General features: G+C 65.8%; 20 protein-coding genes. 11 read left to right on the forward strand and 9 right to left on the reverse strand.

Annotated features, from left to right (window positions below; translation table 11 throughout):
• The first annotated feature begins 85 nt into the window (after window positions 1–85).
• On the forward strand, window positions 86–1471 hold the full coding sequence (locus tag HGB51_RS01285) for a metal-dependent hydrolase family protein (RefSeq protein ID WP_070206129.1): 1386 nt from the start codon (window positions 86–88) through the stop codon (window positions 1469–1471).
• A gap of 66 nt (window positions 1472–1537) precedes the next feature.
• Here the strand turns inward: HGB51_RS01285 and HGB51_RS01290 are convergent, their stop codons facing one another.
• A complete protein-coding gene (locus HGB51_RS01290) occupies window positions 1538–1906 on the reverse strand; it encodes a hypothetical protein (protein ID WP_070206130.1) in 369 nt (122 codons plus the stop codon).
• 170 nt (window positions 1907–2076) lie between these two features.
• Between HGB51_RS01290 and HGB51_RS01295 the strand changes: the two genes are divergently transcribed.
• From HGB51_RS01295 to HGB51_RS01310, 4 genes are all read left to right on the forward strand, one after another.
• Entirely contained in the window at window positions 2077–2514 is a 438-nt protein-coding gene (locus tag HGB51_RS01295; RefSeq protein ID WP_141738938.1) for a hypothetical protein, read from the forward strand.
• A 167-nt stretch (window positions 2515–2681) separates the two neighbouring features.
• Window positions 2682–5795 carry a YadA family autotransporter adhesin gene (locus HGB51_RS01300; RefSeq protein ID WP_070206132.1) on the forward strand — a complete coding sequence of 1038 codons (3114 nt, stop codon included), beginning with the start codon at window positions 2682–2684 and terminating at the stop codon, window positions 5793–5795.
• Window positions 5796–5832: 37 nt separating this feature from the next.
• Window positions 5833–7605, forward strand: coding sequence for a S8 family peptidase (locus HGB51_RS01305; protein ID WP_070206133.1), 1773 nt, complete (start codon window positions 5833–5835; stop codon window positions 7603–7605).
• 1 nt (window position 7606) lies between these two features.
• On the forward strand, window positions 7607–8002 hold the full coding sequence (locus HGB51_RS01310; RefSeq protein WP_171966707.1) for a protease inhibitor I42 family protein: 396 nt from the start codon (window positions 7607–7609) through the stop codon (window positions 8000–8002).
• Window positions 8003–8217: 215 nt separating this feature from the next.
• On the opposite strand, the gene HGB51_RS01315 is transcribed toward HGB51_RS01310, so the two are convergent.
• The 3 genes from HGB51_RS01315 to HGB51_RS01325 are packed head-to-tail and all read right to left on the reverse strand — an operon-like array spanning window position 8218 to window position 12916.
• A complete protein-coding gene (locus tag HGB51_RS01315) occupies window positions 8218–11211 on the reverse strand; it encodes a Tn3 family transposase (RefSeq protein WP_070206135.1) in 2994 nt (997 codons plus the stop codon).
• 23 nt (window positions 11212–11234) lie between these two features.
• Window positions 11235–12506 carry a site-specific integrase gene (locus HGB51_RS01320; RefSeq protein WP_070206136.1) on the reverse strand — a complete coding sequence of 424 codons (1272 nt, stop codon included), beginning with the start codon at window positions 12504–12506 and terminating at the stop codon, window positions 11235–11237.
• Complete coding sequence (locus HGB51_RS01325) at window positions 12503–12916, reverse strand: MerR family transcriptional regulator (RefSeq protein ID WP_070206137.1); 414 nt, start codon at window positions 12914–12916, stop codon at window positions 12503–12505. Before HGB51_RS01325 ends, HGB51_RS01320 begins: the two co-directional genes overlap by 4 nt.
• Before the next feature lie 105 nt (window positions 12917–13021).
• On the opposite strand from HGB51_RS01325, the gene HGB51_RS01330 reads away from it, so the two are divergent.
• From HGB51_RS01330 to HGB51_RS01355, 6 genes are read left to right on the forward strand one after another with little or no spacing between them, the layout of a single operon-like run.
• A complete protein-coding gene (locus HGB51_RS01330) occupies window positions 13022–13639 on the forward strand; it encodes a cation efflux transmembrane domain-containing protein (RefSeq protein ID WP_057681761.1) in 618 nt (205 codons plus the stop codon).
• Window positions 13636–13992, forward strand: coding sequence for a hypothetical protein (locus HGB51_RS01335; RefSeq protein WP_070206138.1), 357 nt, complete (start codon window positions 13636–13638; stop codon window positions 13990–13992). The genes HGB51_RS01330 and HGB51_RS01335 overlap by 4 nt, the downstream gene beginning before the upstream one ends.
• Window positions 13993–14048: 56 nt before the next feature.
• On the forward strand, window positions 14049–15329 hold the full coding sequence (locus tag HGB51_RS01340; RefSeq protein WP_070206139.1) for a TolC family protein: 1281 nt from the start codon (window positions 14049–14051) through the stop codon (window positions 15327–15329).
• Window positions 15326–16276, forward strand: coding sequence for an efflux RND transporter periplasmic adaptor subunit (locus HGB51_RS01345; RefSeq protein WP_084738757.1), 951 nt, complete (start codon window positions 15326–15328; stop codon window positions 16274–16276). Before HGB51_RS01340 ends, HGB51_RS01345 begins: the two co-directional genes overlap by 4 nt.
• Before the next feature lie 8 nt (window positions 16277–16284).
• Window positions 16285–19482 carry an efflux RND transporter permease subunit gene (locus HGB51_RS01350; protein ID WP_070206140.1) on the forward strand — a complete coding sequence of 1066 codons (3198 nt, stop codon included), beginning with the start codon at window positions 16285–16287 and terminating at the stop codon, window positions 19480–19482.
• Window positions 19479–19757, forward strand: coding sequence for a hypothetical protein (locus HGB51_RS01355; protein WP_032961123.1), 279 nt, complete (start codon window positions 19479–19481; stop codon window positions 19755–19757). Before HGB51_RS01350 ends, HGB51_RS01355 begins: the two co-directional genes overlap by 4 nt.
• A 31-nt stretch (window positions 19758–19788) precedes the next feature.
• Here HGB51_RS01355 and HGB51_RS01360 read toward each other — a convergent pair whose 3' ends face one another.
• Genes HGB51_RS01360 through HGB51_RS01380 form a run of 5 tightly spaced genes read right to left on the reverse strand, consistent with a single transcriptional unit; the run spans window position 19789 to window position 23132 of the window.
• Window positions 19789–21093, reverse strand: a complete 1305-nt coding sequence (locus HGB51_RS01360; RefSeq protein WP_070206141.1) for an arsenic transporter — start codon at window positions 21091–21093, stop codon at window positions 19789–19791.
• An 18-nt stretch (window positions 21094–21111) separates the two neighbouring features.
• A complete protein-coding gene (gene arsH, locus HGB51_RS01365; RefSeq protein WP_014159624.1) occupies window positions 21112–21837 on the reverse strand; it encodes an arsenical resistance protein ArsH in 726 nt (241 codons plus the stop codon).
• Window positions 21834–22247 carry an arsenate reductase (glutaredoxin) gene (gene arsC / locus HGB51_RS01370; RefSeq protein WP_083279732.1) on the reverse strand — a complete coding sequence of 138 codons (414 nt, stop codon included), beginning with the start codon at window positions 22245–22247 and terminating at the stop codon, window positions 21834–21836. The genes arsH and arsC overlap by 4 nt, the downstream gene beginning before the upstream one ends.
• Window positions 22248–22257: 10 nt before the next feature.
• Window positions 22258–22788 (reverse strand): arsenate reductase ArsC, encoded by a 531-nt coding sequence (locus tag HGB51_RS01375; protein WP_070206143.1) that lies wholly within the window; start codon window positions 22786–22788, stop codon window positions 22258–22260.
• The gene (locus HGB51_RS01380) at window positions 22785–23132 is read right to left on the reverse strand and encodes an ArsR/SmtB family transcription factor (RefSeq protein WP_070206144.1); all 348 of its coding nucleotides are present in this window, start codon (window positions 23130–23132) and stop codon (window positions 22785–22787) included. The genes HGB51_RS01375 and HGB51_RS01380 overlap by 4 nt, the downstream gene beginning before the upstream one ends.
• Between the last annotated feature and the right edge of the window lie 75 nt (window positions 23133–23207).

Genomic DNA, 23207 nt, shown 5'->3' on the forward strand with positions numbered 1-23207 from the left:
ATCCCGCAGAACGGTGCACGCTGCACATCGCAGTAACGCAACCGCTCCTATACCCAACTCACCACCGCTACGGGGGAGTAGTGCCATGTTGCACCGTCTGTCTTTCTGCATCCTGGGCATCGCGCTGTCGATGGTGCTGGCCACAGGTACCTCCGCGCATTCCGTGATCCAGCAGGATCCGGGTGGCGCGCTGGCGGAGCCTGCGGCTGCGCCGTCTCCAGCGGTACTGTTCACCAACGTGCGCATCTTCGACGGCACCCACGCCCGCCTCTCCGGTCCGAGCAACGTGCTGGTGCAGGGCAATACCATCACCCGGATTTCCACCGGCGCCATCGACGCGGCCGGCGCGCGCGTCATCGATGGCCGGGGTCGCACGCTGATGCCGGGGTTGATCGACGCGCACTGGCACAGCATGTTCGCCGGCATTCCGATCCAGACGCTGATGACCGCCGACAACGGCTACATCAACATCGTGGCGGGCGCCGAGTCGCGCAAGACGCTGATGCGCGGCTTCACCACCGTGCGTGACGTCGGCGGAGCGGTGTGGGGCCTGAAGGCGGCGGTGGATTCCGGGCATGTGGAAGGGCCGCGCATCTTCCCGTCCGGCGCGATGATCACCGTGACCAGCGGCCATGGTGATTTCCGCCAGGCCTCCGACCTGCCGCGTACGCTGGGCGCGCCCGGCTCGCGCCATGACGTACTGGGCGACAGTGCCATTGCCGATTCCCCCGACGAACTGCGTGTGCGCGTGCGCGAGCAGCTGATGCGCGGCGCCAGCCAGATCAAGCTGACTGCCGGTGGCGGGGTGTCCTCACCACACAGCCCGCTGGACGTGGTCACCTTTACCGAGCCGGAGGTCCGCGCCGCCGTGGAAGCCGCGAGTGACTGGGGGACCTACGCCGCCGTGCATGCCTACACCCCCGAAGCGATCCAGCGGGCCATCCGCGCCGGCGTGAAGTGCATCGAACACGGCAGCCTGATGGACGACGCCACCGCAAGGCGCATCCGTGACACCGGCACCTGGCTCAGCACCCAACCGCTACCGGAGGAGCTGGCGAATGCATTCCCGCGGGGTTCGGAACAATGGTTGAAGGCGCAGGAAGTGTTTGCCGGCACTGACCAGACCTACCGCTTCGCGATCAAGTACAAGCTCAAGACCGCGTTCGGTACCGACGTGCTGTTCTCCAGCGCGCTGGCCGGCCAGCAGAACCGCATCCTGGCCAGCCTGACCCGCTGGTACACCCCGGCCGAGACCCTGATCATGGCCACCGGCACCAACGCCCAGCTGCTGGCGCTGTCCGGCAAGCGCAGCCCCTACGTCGGCCGCCTGGGCGTGGTGGAAGAGGGCGCCCTGGCCGACCTGCTGCTCGTCAACGGTGACCCGTTGGCGGACATAGCGGTCATCACCAACCCGGACGCAAATTTCAACGTAATCATGAAGGACGGAAAAATCTACAAGGAAGACCGCTGACAATGCCGGCCGAACACGCGTAGCGACACGCCACGCGTGTCCCACGGAACAACGATCCCCACGCAGTCAATTCCCCATCCCCATCCCACCCCCCGCCTTGAAGTTCAGCACCAGCAGAACCACCCGCCAGAAAATAAACGCGTAAGCCGCACACAACAGCACCTGCAGCACCAAATGCGACTTCATCCGGCTCAACCGCCACAAGCCATCCAGCAGGTTCAGCAGCAGCAACGACCCCCCGATCGCCGCCACCACATACCCCACCAGCGTCGGATTCACCAGGTCCAGCTCCCCCGGTCCGTCCCGCACCACCTCCAGGCCGGCCGCGGTGATCAGCGTGGAGACCGCCATGTTGCGGGTGTTCTCGAATATCAGGCGCAGAACGCCGTTGTCGAACAGTTGAACGGCGATACGCCTGATCGAAGCAGGAAGCATGGCTCACCCCTTGCCGGCGTGCATGCCGGGTCAGGCACAGGGTTGTCCGCACCCCATTAAGCCCGCGTGGACGCCCTGCGTGCATCGCGTGTGACTAGGTAGCTTTACTGATGCGCGGACGCGCCCCATCGGCCCAGACTTTGTCCAGATGATCCGTATGGGGCAGGGCAATGGCCAGGGTAGCTTCGAACCGGGTGTTGTATGCGTCGATGGCGTCCTCGGCCGAACCACAGCCGGGTGCCTTGTGTGGCATCTCCGATCTTGGGTCCCGGCGGTACAGCCGGTATCCCACCACGCGCGCAGTGCGCTACGCGACCGAATCCGGCAGCCCGCTGGAAGGCGAGGGCACGGGTGACGGCAACGAACCGCCCGGCGGACAGCCGCCCAGCGCGCCGGTGGCCAGCGCCACCCTGGACGGAAGTTACCGTGGCGCCGCCTACCGGGTCACCGCCTGGCAGCCCGAGGGCAAGCCGGCATTCGTGTTCCTGCTTGCGCTGGGCGAACGAAAGTTCCTGCAGCCCAACATTCCGGAAGGTGCCGACTTCGATGCGGTGATGGAGCACGCTGCGAACTACGTGGCACAGCTGCTGGACGAAGACGAAGCCTGATAAGCGTGACGCGTCACGGCCATCGGCGTGCCGGATTCGCTCCGATTTCACAACAATGTCATCTATGTCACACCGATGACACCACGTTTGTGGCCAATGTCACGGCAGCGTCATGCGTTTCCGGCGGGGATGCGGCGTTCTAGGGTCTTCCAACCCAGAGCACGCTCATGCTTCCGACCAACTGCACCCTGCATCGCAAAGCGCTGACTGCCGCCCTTCTTTCAGTCCTCACCCTGCCGGCCTACGCCGCCGGCGTGAACTGCCAGCTGGTCGACGCCAATGGCGTGGTCCTGCCTGTCGACAGCACTGCCACCGGCGACCAGTCCCTGGCCTGCGGCACCGACGCCAACGCCAGCGGCAAGGGCAGCACCGCCGTGGGCAGCTGGGTGGACCTCGACGGCGATGGCGCGGTGGACCCCAACGAAGTGACCTGGGGCAGCGGCAGTAACGCCACCGCCGTGGGCGCCGCCGCCCAGGCATTGGGCAACAACAGCACCGCCATAGGCGTGCGTGCGGTCACCGCCACCGACGGCAGCGTGGCCATCGGCAACCAGGCCGGGGCCGTGCATGCCGGGTCGACAACCACCAACACTACCCTCTACACCCAGGGCAGCCCACAGCAGCAGTCCAGCAGCAAGTTGACCACCACGCCCAACGGCAGCAGCGTGAACGCCATCGCTGTCGGCACGGGTGCCACCGCCAACGGCAGCAACAACATCGCCATGGGCACCGGCACCCAGGTGCGCTCGATCAACGGCGCCTTGACCGTTAGCCAGGATTCCAACGGCGTCATCACCAAGCTCGAGACCCTGACCGAAACGCCTGCGCAGAATTCGGTGGCCGTCGGCAACAACGCCACGGTCAACGGCAATGGCTCCATCGCCTTGGGCAATGGCGCTACTGTCACCGGCATCAAGGGCAACCAGACGACGTTCAGCAGCAACTGGGCCGGCAGCTTTGCCCAGCTCACGACAGCGGAATCGGCGGTCAATTCCATCGCCATAGGCAACGGTGCCACCTCCCGGGGCAACAACAACGTGGTGATTGGAGCGGGCGCGGGCACGGCCGGCGACGTGCTGTACACGTCCTACAGCCCGAACTGGCTGCCAGACCAGAACTCCACCATCATCGGCGCCGGCGCGCAGTCGATCCGCACCAACGGCACCGCCGTCGGCTACTCGTCGATCTCCTACAGCCCCTACGCCACGGCGATGGGCTACAGCTCCTTCGCATTGGGCACTGGCTCGGTGGCCGTGGGCGGCTGGCTCGATTGGGCGCAGGCGTTTGGCGCCGCGCCGCGCGGCCCGGGCAACCTGACCAACGCCTACGGCAAGGCCTACGCGACCAGCCTGGGAAGCGCTGCTTTCGGTAGCGGCACCTATTCCTTCGGCAACTACAGTACTGCTCTGGGCCCAGCTGCGAGCACCGGTGACCGCGACACCGAGAACCCGGGGCCGACCAGCGTCATCCGCAACTACGACAGCGTTGACCCGACCGTAGTCTCCGGCTCGTTCGCCGGCGGCTTCTTCGCCCAAGCCGCAGGCCGTTCCAGCGTTGCCGTGGGCCGAGAAGCAACGGCTGCCGACGCCGACGCCATCGCCATCGGCACCCAGACCGTGGCCTACGGCGTGGCCAGCATCGCGCTGGGCGACCAGGCCATTGCCACCTGGCACCGCAATATCGCCATCGGTGAAAACGCGTATGCCGACGGCTACACCGGCACTGCCAACATCGCCTTCGGCGTAGATTCGAAGACCGCGCCGGGCGTGAGTGGTGAAACCAGCAATGCCATCGCGTTCGGTACCGGCGCGCAGGCCAGTGAAGACTCTGCGCTGGCCATGGGCACCGCCGCGCAGGCCAGTGGACTGGGCAGCACCGCGCTGGGCGCTGCGGCGCAGGCGCAGGGCGCAGGCAGTGCTGCGCTGGGCGAAGGCAGCACCGCCAGTGGCGATACTGCCACGGCTATCGGCACCTACGCCTATGCATCCGGCGAATCGTCGCTCGCCAGCGGCACCAATGCATTTGCGACCGGCAACTTCGCCATCGCCAGCGGCTACAACAGCTATGCCGGTGGTGACGACGCAGTGTCTATTGGCAGCTACGCGGTGGTAGAAACCGCCGGCGGCGTGGCCGTCGGCAGTGGCGCCACGGTGTACGGCCTGAACAGCATTGCGATCGGCATGAATTCCAGCGCCGACCAGGACAACGTGGTCTCGGTCGGCAGCGCCGGTGCCGAGCGCCGCGTGGTCAACGTGGACAACGGCGTGGATGCCACCGACGCGGTGAACAAGCGCCAGCTCGACGCGGTGGTCGCCGACGTGGGCGGCACCATCGGCTCGCAGCTTGATACCGTGGCGACCGCACTCGGCGGCGGCGCGGCGGTGAATGCCACCGGCATCAGCGCCCCCAGCTTCGGCTTCCAGGGCGCGGCGTACACCAACGCGGGCACCACCTTCAGCGCGATCGATGCCGCCTTCAGCGGGCTGCAGAACCGCGTGGCCGTGCTGGAAGCCGCACCGGCAGGGCCGACACCGGTCGCTTCGGACGTGCCGATGGGCAGTGGTGACGGCCTGGCCGTCGGAGGCGGTTCCAACGCCAAGGATACGAACGACACCGCCGTGGGCAGCGGTGCGCATGTGGGTGCCGCCAACAGCGTCGCGGTGGGCAGCAATGCCACGGTCGATGCCAGTGCTGACAATGCCGTCGCCCTCGGCGCGGACAGCCATGCCAGCGCCAGCGGCGCGGTTGCACTGGGGCAGGGCGCGGTGGCCGACCAGGCCAATACCGTGTCGGTCGGCAACGCCAGCCAGCAGCGTCGCATCACGCAGGTCGCCGCCGGCACCGATGCCAATGACGCGGCAAACGTCGGCCAGATGCAGGACGCCGACGCCGCCACGCTGGCCTCGGCCAACACCTACACCGACAACACCGCCACCCAGACCCTGACCCGCGCCAACGCGTATGCGGATTCGCGCCTGCAGGGCCTGAACGACAGCTTCGACCTGCTGCGCAACGACGTCAACGCGCGCCTCAACGCCCAGGACAAGCGCCTGGACCGCCAGGGTGCGATGGGCAGCGCGATGATGAACATGGCGATCAACGCCGCCAACTCGCGCAGCCCGCGCGGTCGCGTGGCCGCCGGCGTGGGCTGGCAGAACGGCGAAAGCGCGCTCTCGGTCGGCTATTCCAAGGCGCTGAGCGAGCGCGTCTCGATGAGCATCGGTGGTGCCTTCAGCAGCGACGACCGCTCGGCCGGCGTCGGCTTCGGTGTCGATCTGTAATTCCTCCTTCCAGCAACCGCATTCCAGGAATCCAACCATGAACTTCCGTCGTTCCGTTCTGAGCCTGCTGGTGGCCAGCGCCTGCGCCCCGGCGTTTGCCGGCACCGTCGATCTTTCTTCGATCAACGACGCCACGCTGTCGCCGCGCTTCATCGTCACCTACAAGGCGGGTACCGCCGAGCGCACCCAGCCTGCCGCACGCCAGCGCTCGCTGGATGCCGCCGCCAGCAGTGCGCGCCCGCAGCTGGGCGCGCGTATCGCCGCGCTGCAGGGCACTTCCGCACTGCATGTGAAAACCCTGCGCGCCACCTACGGCGGCCAGCACGTGGTACGCGCTTCGCAGCGATTGGACCGCAGCCAGGCCGAGACCCTGATGCGTGCCATCGCGGCCCAGCCCAACGTCGAATCGGTGCGCGTAGACCGCCTGATGCACGCGGCGGCCGTGCCCAACGACCCGGTGCTGAGCAGCCACCAGATGTGGCACTACGGCACCGGTGCCGGCGGCGCGCGCGTCACCACCGCGTGGGAGTCGGGCGCAACCGGCGCCGGTGTGGTGGTGGCGGTGATCGACACCGGTGCCACCCACCATGCCGACCTGGAAGCCAACCTGCTGCCGGGTTACGACTTCATCTCCGACGCGTTCGTCTCGCACCGTGCCGATGACACCCGCGTACCCGGTGGCTGGGACATCGGCGACTACAGCGCCGCCAACGAATGCGGCGCCGGTGCACCGGCCAGCAACAGCAGCTGGCACGGCACCCACGTGGCCGGCACCATCGCCGAAGTCACCAACAATGGCGTGGGCGGCGCAGGCATCGCCTACAACGCCAAAGTGCTGCCGATGCGCGTGCTCGGCCGCTGCGGTGGCTACACCTCCGACATCAACGACGCCATCGTCTGGGCCGCGGGCGGCCATATCGACGGCGTGCCGGACAACACCACGCCGGCCGAAGTGATCAACATGAGCCTTGGCGGTGTTCACGAGTGCGACGCCGACACCCAGGCCGCCATCAACACCGCGATCAGCCTGGGCACGGTGGTGGTGGTCGCCGCCGGCAATGACAACGCGCCGGTGACCGGTCATTCCCCGGCCAGCTGCGCGAACGTGGTGACGGTCGGCGCGACCGGCTATTCCGGCCAGCGCGCCAGCTACTCCAACTACGGTCCCGGCATCGACCTGGCCGCGCCCGGCGGCGCCGGCACCGAAGGCAGCCCGAACGGGTACATCTGGTCCACCCTCAACAACGGCACCACCGTGCCGGGTAGCGACATCTATGCGGGCTACACCGGCACCTCGATGGCGACCCCGCATGTGGTCGGCGTGGTCGCGCTGATGCAGAGCGTGGCACCGCAGCCGCTGACGCCTTCGCAGGTGGAAGGGCTGTTGAAGGCCACCTCGCGCGCGTTCCCGGTCAAGCAGACCCAGCCCAATGGCGCCGGCCTGCTCGACGCCGCCGCAGCGGTGGCACGTGCGCGTACGTTCGGCCAGCCGATCGACGGCATCCCGACCAGCCCGGGCACCGCCATGCTGCTGCCGGCGATGAGCGCCGGCCAGCGCGACCTGTATGTGATCGATGTGGCGCCGGGCAAGACCAAGCTTGAAATCACCACCTACGGTGGCCGTGGCGAACTGCAGCTGCTGGCCGGTTACGAAATGGATCCGCTGCCGAATCAGAACGCTGGCGCTTCAGCGCGGCCGGGCGTGAACCAGGCCATCACCGTGGTCAACCCGGCGCAGGGCCGCTACTACCTGGCCGTGAGCGCCACTCAGGAAACCACCGGTTCGCGTCTTCTGGTGAAGGTGAACTGATTTGAAGCGTTGCGCATTACCAGCGCTGCTGGCCTGGGCGTTGGTGGGGTGCAAGGGCGGGGACGGGCAGGATGGCCCGGGTGCAGCACCGGCGGCGGCGACGCCGCCGGTGCTTGTACTGAATCGCGACGATGACGGTCGGCCGGTGCAGGTGCTGACCGGTCAGAGGGTCGAAGTGCGCCTTCCCGCCCATTCAGCCAGCGGCTACCGCTGCTGGTTGCGTGCCACGCCGTCGTCGCTGCTCGATCTGGAGCAGGAGCCGGCCCGGGTAGCCGGCGCCCATGCCTGGCGCTTTCGTGCGCTTGCAGCAGGGCAGGGCGAGCTGCTGTTCGAATGCGGGCAGGAACTGGGTAGCAGCGAGCGTCGCGTGTTCGCATTTCATATGCGTGTCCGCTGAGCACGACGGGGCGCGCGTGTCGTAGGATGGGGATCCCCAGAAGTGCGAGTGGCAGGCCAGGCTGATGCGCCTTATCCAGTATCGATTCGGCGATTACGTGCTGGACCCGGCCGTACGCGAGGGTCGGCAGGGAATCGTTACGTACCGGGCCACAAACCACCTAAGCGGTTGAAACGCAATGATAAATGCCTTGTCCCGGTGGCGGATGTCCCCGTCTATGGGGCCTGTTCAAGGACTTTCGCTGTATAGCTCAGTGGCGCCACTTCCCTATCAAGGTCGAGGTGGTAGTCGCCGAAGCGATTGATGTGGCTGGTTCGATACGGCGACAGGCCGGCCAGGATCTCGGGCGTCAGTTCAATCCCCTCCTTCCGCATCTCAGCCAAGGTCCGGCTCATGCCCTCCACGTTGTGGAGGATGATCATGTTGGCGACCAGCTGGCTGTACTTGATGATCTTGCGCTGCTCGTGTTGGACGTTCTCAGCAATGATCCCCTGGCTGCCAAAGAACACCCATTTTACGAAGCCGTTGTACTCCTCGCTCTTGTTAGTCGCAGCATGGATCGTTTTCCGAATCTCGTTGTCGTCGATGTAGCGCAGCAAGAACAGCGTTCGGACGGCCTTGCCAAGTTCCCGGAAGGCGAAGTACAGCTTGTTCTTCCGGCTGTAGGTGCCCAGCCGGCGCAGGATCGAGGACGCGGTGATCTTCCCCAAACGGATTGAGATCACCACCCGTAGCATGTCGTGGAGATGGGTCGCGATCAGTTGCCAGTCGATGCTGTCTCCGAACAGTGCCTGGATGTTCTTATAGGTTCTGCCAGGTTCGGGCCGGAAGAATGTCAGATCCTTGATGTTTCGTATCCTGGGCATCAGCTGGATGCCCAGCATGTGGGCCAAACCGAAGACCGGGTAGCTTTGGGCCTGCGTGTCGCCATGGACGATCTCAGGCTGGATGTCGGAAGTGTTGGCCAGCAGGCCGTCGAGGATGTAGATGCCCTCGTGCACGCCACAGGGAATGAAGTGGCTGAACAGTGCCACGTATTTGTCGGACACGTGGTAGTAGCCAATGCCGCCGTAGCCGCCGTAGCGGATGTGGTACTCCGACAACAGGTTGTCCTCGTAGACGCTCCATTTGGTGCCATCTGCGGAGGCGCTCTTCCCGCTGCCCCAATAGCCCGGCAGGTCGAATTTGTTGTAGGTATTGATAACCTCCACGATGGCCTTCTCAAGCACATCCTCGGTCACGTATTTCAGGTTCAGCCAAGCAACCTGGCGCCGGCTGAAGCCCTTGATCGACCGCGCCGTCTGCGTCGGCCCCAGGTTGCAGCCATAGCAAAATAGCGTGGTGATCACACGTCGGGGCAGATCTTCAACCTGGCTCTCGGTGCCGGCGATCGGGCGGAAAAACCGGTGCAGATCCAGCCATTGACTAGCATCGATTAGGACATCGACGATGCTGGATTCTGGAAGCCGTTCGGCGATGAGGCGATCCACGGTGGTAATCGCGCTGGAGACTTCGGCGCGTTGCCCCTTCCGCAGCACCAGGCGCCCCTCCAGGATGTCCGCATGCACGTTCTCCGGGAAACGCGCGTCGACGTCGTCGGCCAGGGAGGTCAATTGTGCGCGCAACCCTGCCACGAACGACTCGGCGTCGGTGGGCAGGCCTGACACCTGGCCATAGGCTTCCAGCTCCTGGGCCAAGGTGGCTTCATCGACCAACTGCTCGCGGTAGTCATCAAACCGTTCGCTGCTGGGAATGAAGAGATCTCCGGACTTCAGCTCGTCTTTAACCTGCACCAGGACGGCCAGCTCAAAATATTTCCGGTGCATCCAGCCGGCGCCAGCTGCGCTGGCGCGCTTGCCGAACACGTGCTGACGCCATAGCTTGGACATCCAGTCAAAATCCTTCTCCGGGTCCAGGCCGAGGGAAGCAACCTCGATCAGCTCGCGCCGTTGGTTGCGCAGTGACAGCACGGCCGCGATCAACGGCTCCATGCCGGCGTCGTGGCTGGTTGCCCGTAGATTCATCAGCTCCAGCCCATTGAACAGCAGCGGCCTGACCGCGCCGTAGGGCTGCAGCATGAAAGGCAGGTAGTTTTTCCCTGCATAGGCCATATGTTCTTCGCATTCGGCCAGCAAGGTCGATACTTCCGCTTCCAGGCTGTTGTCGATGGCATCCACGCGCTGACTATCGCTGCCGTCGAGCTGATAGGCCTGCAGGATTTCCTTGAGCTGGCCGATGAGGAAGTCGGCCCGCTTGGCATGTTCGAGCTGGTAGGCCAGCAGCTTCTGCTGGGCCGTGTTCTCCAGCCCGCGCACCTGCTTGATGAACAGCTCGGCGGCGTCATCCAGCGTCTTGGCATGCTGGGCGCGAATGAAGATGGTGGCCAGCGCATAGCGCTTGTCCGGAGCCAATTCGGCCAGCTCGCTGGCGTCATAGGCCCGAGCCATTGCACGGAATTGCTTGAGCTTGGGCACCGGCACATCGATGGGAGGCAGCTGGTCGGCCAGCTGCTGCAGCATGCGGATGTGCTGCAGATAAAAACGAACTTCCTTGTTGGTCGGCCGGCCAGGCTCGCGCTTGAGTGAGTGCCAGCCAGTAAATCTGGAGCCTTCCGGTGCGCGCAGCAATTCGTCAATGAGCGTGCGCGTTGCGGGCGTCAGCGCGTGACTGATGCTGCGGTAGTACCCCAGATTGACTCGTTCACGCGCGCCAATGGCGGCCAGCTCCAGGGTGCGGAAGCCTGGCAGTTCGTAGCGGTGGTGCACCAGCTCTTCGAGCAGGACGTTCACGATGTCCGGGATGGTGTGCTTGGTCTGGGCTGCTCCGGTGGCCACCGTGTCCAGCCAGGCCAAGCCTGATTTGTCCAAGGGACGTACCCCAATGAACTTCCGAAGCTGCGGCATATGCCGGCGCTGGCTGCCGGAGGCGTCGTAGCGTTCGAGCTGGTCGGTGTCCAATACGCGCCCGAGTCGGGCGGCCTTGGCGATGTGCTTCCGGATCCGCTCGGGCACTTCGGCCAACACCGTGAAGTAACCCAGGCGCTGGAAGAGCTTGAGATGAATCAGTACCGCCAGCTGCGGTCCCGGCTTGGTGGTGAGCTGCTTGGCGAATGCAATCTCAGCGGCGGTCGGGGTGTAGATCTCCTCCAGTTCCTTGGCGGTGGGATCAGGCTTCAGTCGCGGGTAGGCGGTCTCGTGAAGGGTAGCCATTGGATCCGAAGGTTATGAGGGGATCAATCCCAGTGCCGGCCATCGCCTGTATTGAGAGACGCTTCCAGGAAACACTGGTGCGTATCGGCCATGCGGTGCATGTCATCGAGCAACGTGGCCAGGATTTCATCCAGATCCCGGTCGGGATCGGTGGGAGCTGTCAACCGGTACTCGCTGCTGGCGGTGTTCAGCCGCACAGCCTGGAACGGGGCCAAGCAGATCTCTTCGATTCGCCCCCGGGCCTTGGCCGCGCCGCGGCCGGCGCGGGCAAACGGGGTCAGCACCATGCGCAGGCGCAGCTGCAGGGCAGATTTTCCCTCGGGCGCCGGCAGCGCCATCGTCGGAGCTGGCGAGGTTGGGCTGGGCAGGCTCGCTTCAATGCGATCCCGGGCGAACGGGTCACGCCCGTCCAGGTAACGCATGGCCGACTGCACATCGCGCCAGCCCACGTACTCCATCAGCGCTTTCATGTCCCAGCCTTGGTCGTTGGCCCAGCTGGCAAAGCCGCGGCGCAGCGAATGGCTGCTGTGGAGCCCAGCATCGGCAAAACCAGCACTGGCCAGCAACTCACGCAGCAGGCGCACCAAGCTGTTGGGATGCAGGCCTTCGGCGCTCACCTGGCCCCATTGGCTGACCGCCCGAAATACCGGCCCTTCTTGCAGTTCGGCCGCCTGCAGCCACACCTGGGTCGCATCCACCGGACACAATCGCGACAACGCCGGCACCTTGTAGGTGACGCCGGCCGCCTGCCGATCGCCCTTGCTGCGCGGCAGGAAGCAGGTCATCCCCTGTCCCGGCACCAGAGTGAGATGGGCCACGTCCAGACGCAGCAGTTCATCGCCGCGGAAGCCACGCCAGAATCCGAGCAGCACCAACGCTCGGTCCCGTTGGTGACGCAGCGCCGCCGCTCCGTCGCCCCGCGCCTGTGCCGCAGCGATCGCTGCAGCCAACCAGTCATCGAGTTCGACCAGCCGCCGAATCTGGAGCGGCGCGGCTTGCTTGACCTGGCCCGGGTGCAGGGTCTGGATGCCTTTGAGCACCTTGCGCACCAGCGGCGACCGGGTCGGGTCGACAAAGCCGTGGTCGCGGTGCCAGGAGGCAATGGCGGCCAGCCGGTGGCGAAGGGTGCTGGTGGCCAAGGTCTGCGCATAGGCGGCCAGGTACCGCGCCACGCTGTCAGGTGTGGCTGGGAGGTGGCCTTGCCACTCAACCTCAAAGTGCCGCAGCGCCGACGCATAGCTGCGCACCGTGTTCTGGCGCGTGGCCGCATCGAGGTAGCGGTCCAGTTCGGTCACTGGCGCGTGGCCTCCACCGAGGCCGGCTGTCGCAGCGTTGACAGGATGGTGCATTCTGCCCGCTGACCGCCGTGGCAACTGGCAATCACCCGTTCCAGCTCGCTGGCCATGCGCTGAAGGTCAGCCATGCGCGCCCGCACGTCGGTCAGATGGCTGCGGGCCAGCCGATCCACGTCCCCGCACGAAAGCTCCTCATCGCCGGCCAACTGCAGCAGGCTGCGGACCTCTTCCAGGCTGAAGCCCAGGTCCCGGCCACGCGCAATGAAGCGCAGCCGCTCGATATCGGCCGGTCCATAGACCCGGTAACCGTTCCCCGTGCGCCCCGGGCGCGGCAGCAGGCCGATCCGCTCGTAATAGCGGATCGTCTCAAGGTGGCATCCACTGGCGTCGGCAGCCTCACTGATTTTCATTCGTAGTACGCTTGACTCCGTAGTAGCTACGGACTTTACCCTCACCGGCTGTGTCATGCCAGCGGCCCGCCCGGGCCCGGCTTCCCTGCGAATGGAGATGTTCCGATGAGTGATTGCGGCTGCCACCACGAGGCCAAGAATGCGCAGGAGCGGCGCGTCCTCTGGATCGCCCTAGCGTTGAACGCGGCGATGGCCGTGATCGGCGGCATCGCCGGCTGGGTTGCTCATTCCACTGGCCTACTGGCCGACGCTCTGGACATGCTGTCCGATGCCACCGCCTATGCCATTGGCTTGGTCGCTATCGGGCGCACGGCGCGCTTCAAGGCCAATGCCGCGTGGGTCAGCGGCAGCGTGCTGCTTGTGCTGGGTGTGGGCGTGTTGGTCGAGGTCGGCCGCCGCGTAATGTTCGGTGCCGAGCCGGTCAGCGGCTGGATGATTGGCACCGCCCTGCTGTCGCTGGTGGTAAACGTGACGGTACTGCGCATGCTGGCGCCGCTGAAGTCCGGCGAGGTGCATCTGCGGGCGACCTGGCTGTTCACCCGGGCTGATGTGGTCGCCAATGTTGGCGTAATCCTGGCCGGCCTCCTGGTGTGGTGGCTGGCCAGCCCGTACCCAGATTTCGTGATCGGCGCCCTGATCGGCCTGTATGTGATCAAGGAAGCCTTCGAGATCTTGGGTGATGCCCGCCGGGCACGTGCCGACGCGCGCAAGACGGCTGCATGACCAGGCTTGGCCGGCTGGGTTCTGGCCTGCGCTGGCTCCTGCTGGCGCACTTGGCCGTGGGCCTGGTGGCGCAGCCGGTGCTGGCACTGGTCGGCGAGCTGCATGCCCAGACCCATCTGGCCGCTGCCGACCGTGGCCCGGCAGTGGCGCCACCAGCTGCCGAGCGTGGCGTAGACGTCGCCCTGCATCGGCTTCAGCAGCTGGTGCTGTGTTGCGGCCAAGCCGTGCCGGCCCCTGAGATCCTACTGGCCGTGGCGGACATCGGTCGGTACTTGCACGAGCTGGACGCCGATACGCCCCGGTATCCGCCCGCGCACCTGATCGCGCCATTCCGACCGCCGATCGCAGGGTGAGGTCGGCCGGCATGCGCCGGCGCCATGTCGATATCGAGAACCTTCGGAGTACTTCCATGCATGTGCGATTGGCGGCTATAGCCGCATGGCTGCTGTTGGGCGGCGCGGTGACGACGCCGGCGGCGGCTGCCGACTTGATGACCTTGGACGACGCGTTCGCGCGTGTGGCCCAAACCCATCCCGAGCTGCGCCTGGTCGATGCGCGGGCCACAGTGCTCGCTGCCGAGCGCGATCAGGCCGTTCAACGCCCACCGTGGACGGTCGGTGCCGAGGTCGAAAATGCCTTAGGCACGGGCGCGGCCCGTGGTCTGGACAGCGCCGAGCTGACCTTGAGCCTGAGTTCGGTCCTGGAGCGCGGCGGCAAGCTCGACGCGCGTCGTACCCTGGCCCAGAGCCGGATCGATGCGCTGGCCGTGCAGCGGGAGACCGGTCGGCTGGATCTGCTCGCCGAGACGGCGCAGCGCTATCTGGCCGTCGTTGGCGCCGACCGTCAGCGCCGGCTGGCGGACGTGGATGTCGGCCAGCGCCAGCGGACCGTGGCGGCCGCCCGGCAGCGCCTGCAGGCCGGTGCTTCGCCCGAATCGGTGGTGCTCACCGCGCAGGCAGCGCTGGCGCGGGCCGAGCTGACCCGTGGTCGGGCCGAGCAGCAGCGAATCGCCGCTCGTCAGCATCTGGCCGCACTGTGGGGCGAACGTGCTCCCAGCTTCGAGGTCGCCGCGGCCGATCCCATGGTCTTGCCGGCGATCGCATCCATGCAGACGCTGGCCGAGGAGCTGGAGCGGACTCCGGAACTGGCGCAGTTTGCCGACGCCCGTCGGATCGCGCAGGCACGACTGCAGCTGGCGCGTTCGGCGGCCGCGCCGGACCTGTCCTGGCAGCTCGGTGTGCGCCGCCTGCAGGAGTCCGATGACACCGCGCTGGTGGCCAGCCTGTCCATGCCGCTGGGCAGCCGCAGCCGTGCACAGCCGGAGATTCACGCCGGCGAAGCCGAGCTGGAGGTCCTGACGATCGAGCGTGAGGCCAAGGGCCTGTCGCTGTACTCCACGCTGGTCGAGGCCCATGGCCGCTATACCGTGGCGCAGGCCGAGGTGGCGCGGCTGCAAGGCGACGTACTGCCGAAGCTGGCCCGGGCCGAGCAGGCTGCCGAGCGCGCCTATCGCGCCGGCGCGATCAGCTACCTGGAATGGGCACAGCTGCAGTCCGACGGCACGGCCATGGCCCAGCAGCAGCTGGACGTAGCCTTGGATGCGCAACGCGCCCTGATCGAAATTCAACGACTGACCGGCCAGGCGCTTGTAACGCCGCCGGCGGCCGCTTCATTTGGAGATAGCCCATGAGCCGTTTTTCCTGGACCGCACTGGGCATGGCCCTGTTGCTAACTGCCTGCAATGCGTCCGCCCCCAACGAAGCCTCCGAGGGCGGCGCCGCCGCTGAGGGCGAAGAACACGGCGAGCACGAGGAAGCGCCGCTGGAGACCAAGATCGCGGCCAAAGCTGCGCAGGCGGCAGGTATCCAGGTCGCGCCGGCGGGTCCAGGTGAGATTGCTGATGAGCATGAGGTACAAGGGCTGCTGACCCCGATTGACGGGCGCATCGCGCAGGTCACTGCACGCTTCCCCGGGCCGGTCCGCTCCGTGCGAGCGGGCGTGGGTGATCAGGTGCGGGCCGGCCAGGCACTGGCCACGGTAGAGAGCAATCTGAGCCTGACCAGCTACACCGTCACTGCGCCAATCAGTGGCGTGGTGATGGCGCGCACGGCCGCCGTGGGCATGGCGGCGGCTGAGGGCGCGCCGCTGTTCGAGGTCGCCGACCTATCCACCTTGTGGGTGGACCTGCACATCTTCGGCGCCGACGCCCAGCACATCGGTGCCGGCGTGCCGGTGACGGTCACCCGCTTGAGCGATGGAGTGACGGCGCAAACCACCTTGGAGCGCGTCCTGCCCGGCACTGCCACCGCCAGCCAAAGCACCATCGCGCGCGCCACCGTGGCCAACACCGATGGTCTGTGGCGGCCGGGTTCGGCGGTCAAGGCGCGGGTCACCGTGGATCGCCAATCGGCGGCGCTGGTGGTACCGATCACTGCGCTGCAGACCGCAGAAGACCAGGACGTGGTTTACGTGCAGCAGGGCGAGACCTACCACACCCGGCCGGTCAAGCTGGGGCGCCGCGACGCCGAACGCGCCGAAGTGCTGGAAGGCCTCAAGGCCGGTGAACAGGTGGTAGTGGCCCAGAGCTTCCTGATCAAGGCCGACATCGAAAAATCCACCGTCGAAGAAGACCATTGAGGCCCGCCATGCTCGAACGCCTCATTGGGCTGTCCATTCGCCATCGCTGGCTGACGCTGGTGCTCACCGCTGCGCTGGTTGCGCTGGGCGTGTGGAGCTACCGCCACCTCTCCATCGACGCCACGCCGGACATCACCAACGTCCAGGTCCAGATCAACACCCAAGCCCCGGGTTACTCGCCGCTGGAGGCCGAGCAACGGGTGACCTTCGCCATCGAAACGGCCATGGCCGGCCTGCCCAAACTGGACTACAGCCGCTCGCTGTCGCGCTACGGGCTTTCGCAGGTCACCGTCGTCTTCAAGGACGGCACCGACCTGTACTTCGCCCGCCAGCAGGTCGCCGAGCGCCTGCAGCAAATCGCTTCCCAGCTGCCGGAAGGATTGGACCCGGAAATGGGGCCCATCTCCACCGGCCTGGGCGAGATCTTCATGTATACCGTGGAGGCCGAGCCCAACGCTCGCAAGCCCGACGGCACGCCGTACACGGCCACGGACCTGCGCACCCTGCAGGACTGGGTGATCCGGCCGCAGCTGCGCACTACCGCTGGCGTCACCGAGGTCAACACCATCGGCGGCTTTGAGCGGCAGATCCACATCACCCCCGACCCGGCCCAGCTGGTGGCGCTGGGATTCACGTTGAACGACGTGGTCGCCGCGGTCATGCGCAATAACCAGAACATCGGCGCCGGCTACATCGAACGCAACGGCCAGCAGTTCCTGGTGCGCGTGCCCGGCCAGCTGGCCAATCTGGAGGCGATCGGCAACATCGTGCTGGACCGGCGCGATGGCGTGCCCATCCGGGTGCGCGATGTCGCAAGCGTCGGCGAAGGCAAGGAGCTGCGCACGGGCGCGGCCACCCAGAACGGCCATGAGGTCGTGGTCGGTACCGCTTTCATGCTGTTCGGCGCCAACAGCCGGGAGGTCTCCCAAGCGGCTGCGGCCAAGCTGGACGCCGCCAACGCCAGCTTGCCCCCGGGCGTGCATGCCAAGGCCGTGTATGACCGCACCGCGCTGGTGGACCGCACCATCAATACCGTGTCCAAGAACCTGATCGAGGGCGCGCTGCTGGTCGTGGTGGTGCTTTTCCTGCTGCTGGGCAATGTGCGCGCTTCGCTGATCACCGCCGCAGTGATTCCGCTGGCGATGCTGTTCACCATCATCGGCATGGTCCGTGGCGGCGTGTCGGGCAACCTGATGAGCCTGGGCGCGCTGGACTTCGGCCTGATCGTGGACGGGGCGGTGATCATCATCGAGAACTGCCTGCGTCGGTTCGGGGAGGCGCAGCACGCACTGGGCCGCCAGCTCAACGATGAAGAGCGCTATGACCTGACCGCCTCGGCCACCGCCGAGGTGATCCGTCCCAGCCTGTTTGGCCTGGGCATCATCGCGGCGGTCTACCTGCCGATCTTCGCGCTGTCCGGGGTGGAAGGAAAAATGTTCCACCCGATGGCGATCACGGTGGTGCTGGCCCTGACCGGTGCCATGGTGTTGTCGCTGACCTTTGTGCCGGCAGCGATCGCCACCTTCCTGCGCGGCCGCGTGGCTGAGCACGACAACCGTCTGATGCGCTGGTCGCGCGCCCGCTACACGCCGCTATTGGATTGGGCGCTGCGCCGGCGGGTCGTGGTGCTGACAGGCGCGGCCGTGCTGGTGGTGGGCTGTGGCGTGCTGGCCACTCGCCTGGGCTCGGAGTTCGTACCGAGCCTGGATGAAGGCGACATCACCTTGCAGCCCATGCGTATTCCCGGCACCAGCCTGGAGCAGTCGGTGGCTATGCAGGAAACGCTGGAGAAGCGCTTGGCCCAGTTCCCGGAGGTGGCCAACATCTTCTCCAAGATCGGCACCGCCGAGGTGGCCACCGATCCTATGCCGCCGTCGATGGCCGACACTTTCCTGATGCTCAAACCCCGCGACCAGTGGCCCGATCCGCGCAAGCCCAAGGCCGAGTTGGTGGAAGAGCTGGAGGCGGCGGCCAAGGAAATTCCGGGCAGCAACTACGAGTTCACCCAGCCCATCCAGATGCGCACCAACGAGTTGATCTCCGGCGTCCGCTCTGATGTTGCAGTCAAGGTCTACGGTGACAACCTGGACCAGCTGACCCGTCTGGCCAGCCGGGTGGAGCGCGTCATGCGCAGCGTCCCCGGCGCCGAGGACGTCAAGGCCGAGCAGGTCTCCGGCCTGCCATTGCTCACCATCACGCCAGATCCGGCGGCATTGGCACGGTACGGCCTGAATCCGGGCGACGTGCAGGAAACGGTCGCCACCGCCATCGGGGGCAGTGTCGCCGGTCAGTTGATTGAAGGCGATCGCCGCTTCGATCTGGTGGTGCGCCTGCCCGAATCGCAGCGCCAAGACCCGGCTGTGCTGGCAGATCTGCCCATTCCACTGCCGGCAAGCACCAGTGTCGATGAGTCCAGCCGCCTGGCCACCGGCGCCAATGGTGGGCCTCGTACGGTGCCGCTGCGGGAAGTGGCGAAGATCCAGGTGGAGCGCGGACCCAATCAGATCAACCGCGAGAACGGCAAGCGGCGGGTGGTGATCACTGCCAACGTGCGCGAGCGCGATCTGGGCGGGTTCGTCGGCGACTTGCGCACGCGCATCGGCCAGGATGTGAGGCTCCCGGAGGGCTACTGGATCGACTACGGTGGCACCTTCGAGCAGCTGATCTCGGCCACCCAACGCCTCGGCGTGGTCGTTCCAGTGACACTGGCGTTGATCTTCGCCCTGCTGTTCATGGCCTTCGGCTCGGCCAAGGATGCGGCCATCGTGTTCAGTGGCGTTCCACTGGCGCTGACCGGTGGTGTGCTGGCGCTGGCCCTACGCGGGATTCCGCTGTCGATCTCCGCCGGCGTCGGCTTCATCGCGCTGTCGGGCGTGGCCGTACTCAACGGACTGGTCATGATCGCCTTCATCCGCCGCCTGCGCGAACAGGGCGATCCGCTGGACGACGCTGTCCGTGACGGCGCCCTTGGCCGCCTGCGCCCGGTGCTGATGACCGCCCTGGTGGCTTCGCTGGGCTTCCTGCCCATGGCCTTGAATATCGGTGCCGGCTCGGAGGTGCAGCGGCCGCTGGCCACCGTGGTCATCGGCGGCATCGTCTCATCCACTGCATTGACCTTGCTGGTTCTGCCAGTGCTCTATCGTTGGCTGCATCGCGACCGAGCTCCCCGCGCCGGTGGCAGTGCCTTGGAGTCTTCGACACCATGAACGAGATCAACCTGGAACAGGTGCGTGCGGCGATGTTTACCGACCCCGGCGTGAAGGCGGTCGATGACCTGCGCCTGGTCCCCGCCAAAGAGCATGGCCGCGCGATCGCGGCCACCATCACTGTCGCAGCGCCCTCGGTCGACCTGGACCTGGTGCACGCGGTGACCGCGCGGGTGCTTGCCGACCAATTTGGCATCGATCAAGTCATGCTGTGCTTCAATGACCCAGGACCGGTGCCGCCGCCACCCACTGCTGCACCCTTGAAAAAGATGTGATCGCTGCCGGCGACCCTATGTGCCGACAGCGTCATTGAGCGAGCGGCAGCCAGATCCAGAGGGCGACGAGCGTGGCCAACAAGACCGGCGGCGTGAGGATCAGCCCCACCCTCATGTACTGTCCCCACGTTATCCGTTGGCCCTTGCCGGCAAGGACGTGCAGCCACAGCAGGGTCGCGAGCGACCCAATCGGAGTGAGCTTGGGGCCAAGGTCGTTGCCCACGACGTTGGCATAGATCATCAATTCGCGGGTGGCGCCCGGAAGATTGGCCCCGTCGATGGCCAGTGCGCCCACCAGCGTCGCCGGCATGTTGTTCATGATCGAAGCGAGGCCCGCCACTGCGAAGCCGGTGCCGATCGTGGCCACAAAGGTTCCCTGCGCCGCCAGCCACTCAAGCACCGCACTTGCAGCCTTTGTCAGCCAGGCGTTGCCAAGCCCATAAACCACCAGATACATGCCAACCGAGAACAGCACGATCTGCCAGGGCGCGCCACGCAGAATCTTGGTCACGGCCATGGTGGCGCCTCGGCCGCCTGTCGCCCAGCGACCCGCAATTGCCATCAGCACCAGCGCAGCCACACCCGTCACCAAGGCGATCGGGACGCCCAGCGGCCCGGTCACGAAGTAGGCAAGGAGCAGTGATGCGAGCAGGGGCAAGGCGGCGCGGAAGACCGCCTTGTCGCGGATCGCCTCATGCGGCGCTTCAAGATCGTGGACCGGGTAGGTGCGGGGAATGTCGCGGCGGAACCAGAGCCACAGGACGATCAGCGTGGCGCCGACCGACACCAGATTCACCGGCACCATGACCGCTGCGTAGCGCCCGAACGAGACGTCAAAAAAGTTCGCGGTGACGATGTTGACCAAGTTCGAGACAACCAGCGGCAGGCTGGCCGTATCAGCGATGAAACCGCAGGCCACAGTAAACGCGAGCGCACTCGCGGGTGGAAAGTTCAAGCGCAACAGAATGGCAAGAACAATCGGCGTCAACAGGAGAGCCGCGCCATCGTTGGCGAACACTGCCGCGATCGCAGCGCCAAGCAAGACGATCAGCGGAAAGAGTTTCCGACCACTGCCGCCGCCCCAGCGCGCCACGTGCAGCGCCGCCCATGCGAAGAAGCCGGCCGCGTCTAGGATGAGCGAGATGATGATGAGTGCGACGAAAGTAAACGTCGCATCCCAGACAATCCCCCACACCGTGGCGACGTCACCCCACCCGACGACGCCGGTGGCCAACGCTACTGCGGCGCCGGCCAGTGCCGACCAACCGATACCGAACCCGCGCGGCTGCCAAATGACGAATACAAGAGTGACGATGAAAATCGCAAGGGCAAGCATGCACCGCTCCGACAAGGGTTAGATGGAGCGCTGATTCACGCGCTTGGACAGTTCTTCGGCGCTCTCAACACGTTCGGAATAGCGATCGGTCAGGTACGCTGAGCGACCACGCACCAGCCAGGTGAACTTCACCAACTCCTCGCAAACGTCAGCAACGCGCTGATAGTACGCAGACGGCTTCATGCGCCCAGCCTCATCAAATTCCTGGAAGGCCTTGGCCACCGAGGACTGGTTCGGGATGGTGACCATGCGCATCCAACGGCCCAGTACGCGCAGCTGGTTTACTGCGTTGAAGCTCTGCGAGCCGCCAGACACCTGCATCACCGCCAAGGTTTTGCCTTGTGTCGGGCGCTTGGCCCCGTCGGCCAGCGGAATCCAGTCGATCTGCGCCTTCATGATTCCGGTCATGGCGCCGTGGCGTTCCGGGCTGACCCAAACCATCCCTTCGGACCAGTACGCGAGCTCGCGCAGCTCACCCACCTTCGGATGATCCGGGGTGGCTCCGTCAGGCAGTGGCAAGTCATGCGGATCGAAGATTCGCACGTCGCAGCCGTACCAGCGCAAGAGTCGGCCGGCTTCCTCTGCCAGCAGCCGGGAATAAGAGCGTTCCCGCAGCGAGCCATAGAGGATGAGGATCCGGGGCGGGTGCCTGGGGTCGCCGGGCCCAGCTAGTGCGTCAACGTCGATCGGTGCAAGTTGCGTTGCGTCGATGCTCGGCAGATCTGCGGCAATGCGATCGATCACGTCGACGCTCCGGCAACCGTCACGGTTTCGCCGTCTTCCTTGGTGAAGGAGGACACAGGCTTGTCCAGCAGCGCGAGCACCTTCTCGGACGGTCGGCACAGGGCCACGCCCCGGTCGGAAACAACGATGGGGCGGTTGATCAGAATCGGATGCGCCATCATCGCGTCCACCAGTTGCTCATTGGTGAGCGCGGGATTGTCCAAGCCCAGCTCCGCGTAAGGTGTTCCCTTCTGGCGCAGAAGTTCACGAGGGGGCATGCCCATCGCGGCCAGCAGCTCGACCAGCTTCTCGCGCGTGGGCGGCGCCTGCAGGTATTCGATGACCACCGGGTCTTCACCGGATTGGCGCATCATTTCCAGGGTATTCCGAGACGTGCCGCAGGCCGGGTTATGGTAGATCGTCAGTGACATGGTGATCGCCTCAAGCCACGTCGGGTCGGGGAGATGAGGTGCCCTCGAACTTCCCGATTTCGCCCACCTGCGCGGCCAAGCTCGTCCGGGTCAGGGTGTGAATCGGAAGCGCCACGAACCCCTTGATGCGGTTCTCCATGTACATCAGCGCCTGCCGAAAGGCGGCGCGTTGCCACATGTCCCCGCGCGCTTCTCGGCTCGGGTCTTCGATGCCCCAATGCGCGGTGATCGGTTGTCCCGGCCACAATGGGCAGGCCTCGCCGGCGGCCTGGTCGCAGACGGTAAAAACGAAATCCATGGTCGGGGCATCCGGCACGGCGAACTCGTCCCACGCCTTGGAGCGCAGCCCCTCGACTGGGTAGTCGGCCTGACGCAGCGTTTCGATTGCCAGTGGGTGCACCTCACCCTTGGGATGGCTACCGGCGGAGAACGCTTTGAAACGGCCATCGCCGATCTTGCGAAGGACGCTCTCGGCCAGGATCGATCGGGCTGAATTGCCGGTGCATAGGAACAGGACGTTAAACGGCTGAGGAAAGCTCATGCGCAGGTCTCCACGGTACAAGGAGTGACGAGGTTATTGAGGGCGCCGCAGATGTCCGGATTCCCGGAGCAGCAGTCCTCGGTGAGGAATTCAAGAAGCTGGCGCATGTCTTCGTAGCTGGCGGCGTACAGGACACGCCGCCCGTCGCGCCAAGAGCGCAGTAGGCTCGCCCGCTCCAGGGTCGCAAGGTGAAAGCTCATGCGAGGGGGCGGAATCGCGAGCGCTTCAGCAATTTCACCCGACGGCATGCCGTCGGGACCTGCGCGGACAAGCATCCTGAATGCGGCCAGGCGATCAGAGTGGGCAAGAGCAGACAGCGCTGAGACGGCAGAGTCATCGTTCATTCGCCGATTCTACAACCATCCTTGTAGGATGCAATCATAGTGGGTGCCGCCACCTATCAAGCCAGGTATTGCTTA

The organism is Stenotrophomonas bentonitica, assembly GCF_013185915.1.
Classification (GTDB): domain Bacteria; phylum Pseudomonadota; class Gammaproteobacteria; order Xanthomonadales; family Xanthomonadaceae; genus Stenotrophomonas; species Stenotrophomonas bentonitica.

Bases quoted from the DNA above. Each gene is read 5' to 3' on its own strand.
- HGB51_RS01285 (WP_070206129.1), top strand. From the start codon at position 86: ATGTTGCACCGTCTGTCTTTCTGCATCCTGGGCATCGCGCTGTCGATG.
- HGB51_RS01290 (WP_070206130.1), bottom strand. From the start codon at position 1,906: ATGCTTCCTGCTTCGATCAGGCGTATCGCCGTTCAACTGTTCGACAAC.
- HGB51_RS01295 (WP_141738938.1), top strand. From the start codon at position 2,077: ATGGCCAGGGTAGCTTCGAACCGGGTGTTGTATGCGTCGATGGCGTCC.
- HGB51_RS01300 (WP_070206132.1), top strand. From the start codon at position 2,682: ATGCTTCCGACCAACTGCACCCTGCATCGCAAAGCGCTGACTGCCGCC.
- HGB51_RS01305 (WP_070206133.1), top strand. From the start codon at position 5,833: ATGAACTTCCGTCGTTCCGTTCTGAGCCTGCTGGTGGCCAGCGCCTGC.
- HGB51_RS01315 (WP_070206135.1), bottom strand. From the start codon at position 11,211: ATGGCTACCCTTCACGAGACCGCCTACCCGCGACTGAAGCCTGATCCC.
- HGB51_RS01325 (WP_070206137.1), bottom strand. From the start codon at position 12,916: ATGAAAATCAGTGAGGCTGCCGACGCCAGTGGATGCCACCTTGAGACG.
- HGB51_RS01330 (WP_057681761.1), top strand. From the start codon at position 13,022: ATGAGTGATTGCGGCTGCCACCACGAGGCCAAGAATGCGCAGGAGCGG.
- HGB51_RS01335 (WP_070206138.1), top strand. From the start codon at position 13,636: ATGACCAGGCTTGGCCGGCTGGGTTCTGGCCTGCGCTGGCTCCTGCTG.
- HGB51_RS01340 (WP_070206139.1), top strand. From the start codon at position 14,049: ATGCATGTGCGATTGGCGGCTATAGCCGCATGGCTGCTGTTGGGCGGC.
- HGB51_RS01345 (WP_084738757.1), top strand. From the start codon at position 15,326: ATGAGCCGTTTTTCCTGGACCGCACTGGGCATGGCCCTGTTGCTAACT.
- HGB51_RS01350 (WP_070206140.1), top strand. From the start codon at position 16,285: ATGCTCGAACGCCTCATTGGGCTGTCCATTCGCCATCGCTGGCTGACG.
- HGB51_RS01355 (WP_032961123.1), top strand. From the start codon at position 19,479: ATGAACGAGATCAACCTGGAACAGGTGCGTGCGGCGATGTTTACCGAC.
- HGB51_RS01360 (WP_070206141.1), bottom strand. From the start codon at position 21,093: ATGCTTGCCCTTGCGATTTTCATCGTCACTCTTGTATTCGTCATTTGG.
- arsC (WP_083279732.1), bottom strand. From the start codon at position 22,247: ATGTCACTGACGATCTACCATAACCCGGCCTGCGGCACGTCTCGGAAT.
- HGB51_RS01375 (WP_070206143.1), bottom strand. From the start codon at position 22,788: ATGAGCTTTCCTCAGCCGTTTAACGTCCTGTTCCTATGCACCGGCAAT.
- HGB51_RS01380 (WP_070206144.1), bottom strand. From the start codon at position 23,132: ATGAACGATGACTCTGCCGTCTCAGCGCTGTCTGCTCTTGCCCACTCT.